The organism is Cellulophaga sp. (genome assembly GCF_039943695.1).
Taxonomy (GTDB): domain Bacteria; phylum Bacteroidota; class Bacteroidia; order Flavobacteriales; family Flavobacteriaceae; genus Cellulophaga.
Genome location: NZ_JBDVAA010000021.1, coordinates 1 through 4,878, shown reverse-complemented (window position 1 = coordinate 4,878; position 4,878 = coordinate 1). Strand labels below are relative to the sequence as shown.

4 protein-coding genes and 1 pseudogene are annotated in these 4,878 nt (G+C 29.6%); 3 read left to right on the top strand and 2 right to left on the bottom strand.

Translation table 11 applies throughout. The features are described from left to right. Positions 1-106: 106 nt before the first annotated feature. Positions 107-919 carry a DUF1853 family protein gene (locus tag ABJD66_RS01960; protein ID WP_348127594.1) on the bottom strand — a complete coding sequence of 271 codons (813 nt, stop codon included), beginning with the start codon at positions 917-919 and terminating at the stop codon, positions 107-109. A gap of 81 nt (positions 920-1,000) precedes the next feature. Between ABJD66_RS01960 and ABJD66_RS01955 the strand changes: the two genes are divergently transcribed. The 3 genes from ABJD66_RS01955 (at position 1,001) to ABJD66_RS01945 (ending at position 4,565) form a co-directional block, all read left to right on the top strand. Continuing rightward, complete coding sequence (locus ABJD66_RS01955) at positions 1,001-1,570, top strand: phosphatase PAP2 family protein (protein WP_100896021.1); 570 nt, start codon at positions 1,001-1,003, stop codon at positions 1,568-1,570. A 138-nt stretch (positions 1,571-1,708) separates the two neighbouring features. Continuing rightward, entirely contained in the window at positions 1,709-2,329 is a 621-nt protein-coding gene (locus ABJD66_RS01950; protein WP_348127590.1) for a hypothetical protein, read from the top strand. A 373-nt stretch (positions 2,330-2,702) separates the two neighbouring features. After that, entirely contained in the window at positions 2,703-4,565 is a 1,863-nt protein-coding gene (locus ABJD66_RS01945; RefSeq protein WP_348127587.1) for a T9SS type A sorting domain-containing protein, read from the top strand. Between the two features lie 58 nt (positions 4,566-4,623). Here the strand turns inward: ABJD66_RS01945 and ABJD66_RS01940 are convergent. Continuing rightward, positions 4,624-4,878 (bottom strand): annotated as a pseudogene (locus tag ABJD66_RS01940) (hypothetical protein); the annotation flags it as partial.

Sequence of the window (4,878 nt, the reverse complement as noted above, 5' to 3'; positions counted from 1 at the left end):
ACTAATAGACGGTAACCAGGTTATACTAGAAAATAATAGTAAACTACCCTTAGGAAAGTTGTATAGAAAAAGTATTTTAGATAAAGTATCTGGCTAATTTTTATAACTACCACCAAACCACAAAAAACTTTTGTAACTCTCCGTTTGGGAACTTAATCCAACATAAAGGAGACTTTTTAGCTGTTATTAAGGTATTTATTTCAAAAATAAACTCATCATATTTAAGCCAGTTTACTTGGGTTTGTACATCTTGTAGCCAATTAGTTTTAGACGGAATATAAAACTTACAATCTTTAAACTGTAATAAATCTGTATGTTTAATATAAAATCCTTTAATGCACTCTTTATTTAGGTCCTTAAATTCTACGTTAACACTAAACGGTATAAATAACTGAGCTTTAAAAAAAACAAATTGCTGTATTGCATTTGCATCTACATTTAAACTTTTTAATAATGGTTTTGTATGTGTGTTGTAGAGTAGTGGTAGTTGTTTTTCTTTTAATTTGGTTAGCTTTTTAAGTAATGTATCGTTTCTGTTTGGCCCAATCCAGTGTTCTATTTCTGTGTTTCCAACAGAGTCATCAAACAAATAAAATTTAAATATTATTTCTACGTGATGTGGTACATCATCCTTAATTAAAATACAATCTAATTCTCCAATGGTAAGCTTATTGTTTTGTATTTGTATGTTTTCTGCTAAAACATTAATGCTTTTTAATTGATTTAGTTCTGCACTAACATAGCGTTCTACACGTTTGCCTAACCTTAAATTGGCGGGTAATTGCTCGCTAAAGACAGCTGTTTTTATATTATTAATTTTAAACTGTTGTAACCCATAAACAAGTTTATCTACCCATAATAAAGGAGTGTTTATATAACCAGTATATTGCAGTTCTATATTTTTATGGTTTGTTATCATCTAAAGTAAAAAAAAACACTTGCAGTAATTAATTAACTATTTGTACAAATAAAACTATATTTGTGATAATAAATGGTTTAAATGAAAATTAAAATAGCTCAATTTTTATCAATATTAGGACATCCTTTATTGTTATTTCCTTTTTTAATTCTAATTTTTAATCTAAACGATACTAAAAACACTTTTTCCCATACGCTAACTCTTATTTATGGGATCTTTTTTTTGGTCTTAATAGCTTGGGTTTATATAGGTAAAAGAAGAGGTAAGTATACAGATTTAGATGTCTCTAATAAAAAAGAGCGTAAATCCTTATATATATTTGCCATACCATTAATGTTAATTGTATTGGCTTTTTTATTGTATACAAACCAGCCAAGCTATATATGTACAAGCTTTTCTTTAGCTACTTTAATGTTAATAGTTTCTTTTGGAATTAATTTTTTTATCAAAATTTCTATGCACGTGTCCATTAATATTTATTTGGCACTTGCTATTATTCATGTAAACTTAATGTTAGGCTCTACATTAATTGTTTTTACCTTACTTGTTTTATGGTCTAGATTAGTGCTAAAAAGGCATACACCTAAAGAAGTTGTTACAGGTTTAATTATAGGCTCATTGTTTGGAGCTACTTTACTGCTTATCTCTTAGATATTGTTTTTTTACTTTTAGTACGGAAATATATCAACTACACTTAAATATATATTAGATAGCTTCATTTTTACATTCTAATGTAAGATTTTACTACTGTTTGGCTAGTTTTGAAGTGTGAAACAATCAAACAAAAAAATGAAAAATACTTTAAAAATTACGTTTATCCTTATTATGTTGGCAATAACCTCTTGTGGTAGCGATAAAGATACAATTAGGATTTCTACACTAGAAGGCTTACAAGCAGCCAAACAATTAGCAATAACTAGTTTTGGAGCAGATTTAGAAGTTTACAGATTTGAGTTATACTCTCAAGAAGATTTAAACTCAGATTTAGGAAGCATAACTATTAAGTATTTAAAAGATGGCAAATTGTATAGCAGACGTTATGCTACAAAAACGAACCATGTAGAAGCTACTTTAGAAGATGAAGAGGCTTTGAGTGATACATTTCAGAAAAACTTTTATATAAAAAACGCTCAGGGTAAACTAAAAATCAGTGATATAGATGTAGATGCAATGTTTTCTAATATAAATAAAGGAGTTGTGCTTATTGAAGATGAAATGGAAATAGATAACTACCAAGTTAGAAAATATTACATTGAAGCGAATAGCAAAACAAACAAGGTATCATCAGATTTTGAAATACATGTTACAGAACCTAATAACGAAACTATAGAAGGGCGTAACATAGTAACTAATTTTTACGAGGTTGAGTTTGAAGCCGATGAAAATGGTGAACTTACCATAAAAGACTAATTTTAAATATACAATATAAAGCAGTCCCCGCTTTTAATAAAGGTTGTCCTATGTCCCTATAGGCAACCTTTTTTGTTTTATAATATAGACAAACTATAGTTTTGCTATTAAATTAATTTGTAAGTAATTTATTATTAATTATCTATTTGAAGTATCTATAAGTTGAAAATACCCAATGTTTTAGACGCTTAACAGAATGGTAGTATGTGTGCATTTATTTCTAAAATATGAAATGTTGAGTATAAGTCTAGTCTAGACTTGTCATATTAATCTTGTTAAATTTTAATTTAGCTGTGTAATAAAAATTTAGTCTTCCCCAGGATATGAATTTTCAACAGAGAAATAATTTAATTAATATTTAAACTACATTTTTATGAAGAAGATTAGCCTACTATCGATTTTTGCATTTTTTCAATTTCTATTAGTTCACAGTCAGTACGACTGGGATAACATACCCATACCTGCAAATGCGGGTTCTGGTAAACAGTGGAAATTACAAAAAAATGCCAGTGATGATTTTAATTATCAATTTATGCCAACAAATAGTGTATCAGATTTTGGTCCCACTAATAATGCTAAATGGTATAATAAATTTCATAATCAAGCAAGTGGTCAACCTAATAATTGGCCAGGACCAGGACCAACCGTATGGAGACAAGATCATGTTGCTGTTTCTGGAGGAAGTCTAAACATTTGGGCTTCTAGAGTACCTGGAGCAACAAAATCATTTGTAGGTTCTACAGGTAGCTTAATATCTAGACCAGAAACTAGAGCTGGTTGTATCACTAATAAAACTCGTGTTAAATACCCAGTTTTTGTAGAGGCAAGTATTAAAGTGATGAACTCATCTTTAGCATCAGACATTTGGTTACTTAGTCCAGATGATACACAAGAAATAGATATAATTGAGTGTTACGGTGGACCTGGAGATGATAATAGAAATAGTTTCTTTTCAAATAAAATTCACCTAAGTCACCATGTATTTATTAGACCTCCTAATTTTAAAGATTACCAACCTGCAGATGTTAATAGTTGGTGGAGAAAAGATGGAGTATCACAATGGGGTGGTAGAGTAGTAAGAATTGGAGTTAATTGGGTTTCGCCTACGAGGTTGGAGTATTATGTAGACGGACAAATGGTACGTGTATTGGATGATACTGCAGTACAAACTAGATTGGCAGACGGTACTTGGCAGTATACTTATCCGGCAGGCGTAACAAGTACAGGTGTTAATGGAGAATTAGATAGAGTAAATGGCTATCAAAAAATGAAAATTGCTACAAGCTTAAACGATGCAAAAAACAAGTCTAATATTAGTGTTATAGATCCTTTTAATTATTTACGTAATGGAAGAAAGTTTACAAAAGAAATGGATATTATAATTAATGTAGAAGACCAGAGTTGGCAAGCAGAGGCCAATAGGTCTTCTACAGATGAAGAATTAGACAACTTTGAAGATAATAATTTACTTGTAAATTGGATTAGAGTTTATAAGCCTGTAGCTTCTAATAGTGCTGTAAATTCTGGTGTTTTAAATTCAGGATCTTTTGATTTTGGTTCTAAGAGTTCTGCACTTTTTCCTAATTACACAAGAGTTTCTTATGGTTTAAATGATGATATTTGGACTACTAAAAACGGAGTTAATTATGCAGATAGAGGCAGCTTTAACGGTACAAACGATTTAAATAGAGATTTTGCATATGGTTTAGGTAACACTAGAACGTTACAATTTACTGTAGAAAATGGTACTTATGATGTTACAGCAACTTTTGGAGATCGTTTAGGACCTCATAAAAATAATGCTATTAATTGTGGTAATAAATCTGCTAAGGTGTCTACAAAAACAGGTGAGTATAAAAATGCAGTGTTACGTAACGTAGTTGTTTCTAATGGAGTTTTAAAGGTAGATGTTTCTGCTAGCGCAAATGAGTATTGGTCTTTAAATAGATTAACTTTTGTTAAATCTAATACTGCAGCAAGAGCACTAATTTCTACAGAAAAAATAGCAGAAGAGGAACTTACTGTTTTTCCAATACCAGCTAAAAACACTGTAAATATTAGCAATACAGACTATGTGCAAGCTAAGGTTTATAATTTACAAGGATTGGTTGTATTAAGAAAAGATATAGCTGACGGTAAACTAAATGTTTCTTCTTTAGAAAATGGTATGTATGTACTAGAATTAGCTAAGAAAAACGGAGAATCTACAAAGCAAAAAATTGTTATATCTAAATAATAATTCTTTTTGATAAGTTAAAACCCAAAACATTAATTATGTTTTGGGTTTTATTTATTTATAATTTAGTTTTTTCATTTTCTTTAAGTTTATTTTTAGAAGAATATTTATTAAAAAACTGCTGTTGCTGTTGCATCATTTTATCTCTAATCTTGTCTAGTTGCATAAAGTCTTCTCCAAAATCACTAGAAAAAAAATCTTCATTAAAAAAGTCATCCATAAACAAAGAATCTAGTGTCATTTGCTTAGGAAACGTATTAAAGCTAGAGAAAAACTTAGATTTATAATTGCTAATAATGCTGTCTCTTTGTAC